The 235-nt window shown below is 67.2% G+C and carries 1 pseudogene; it reads right to left on the reverse strand.

Going from position 1 to position 235, the window contains the following annotated elements:
- Nucleotides 1-235 (reverse strand): annotated as a pseudogene (locus tag ACQG3P_RS23835) (NAD(P)/FAD-dependent oxidoreductase); the annotation flags it as partial.

Below are 235 nucleotides of genomic sequence, written 5' to 3' on the forward strand. Positions count from 1 at the left end.
TGACCTCGCCCAGGCTGATGATGGAGGTGCCTTCGTTGTGGAAGCATTCCGGCAGCAGCGCGTGCGGCGTGCTGCGCGCGCCTTCCGGGCTGAGGAACCGGAATTCGTCGCGGGTGACCTTCTGCTTCAGCGGCGCGCCGCGTTCGGCCCAGTCCGGGAACAGTTAGGTCAGCGCGCGGGTATCCATGATCGCGCCGGACAGGATGTGCGCGCCGGGTTCGGAGCCCTTTTCCAG

Source organism: Stenotrophomonas sp. SrG (assembly GCF_050031795.1).
Classification (GTDB): Bacteria; Pseudomonadota; Gammaproteobacteria; order Xanthomonadales; family Xanthomonadaceae; genus Stenotrophomonas; species Stenotrophomonas rhizophila_A.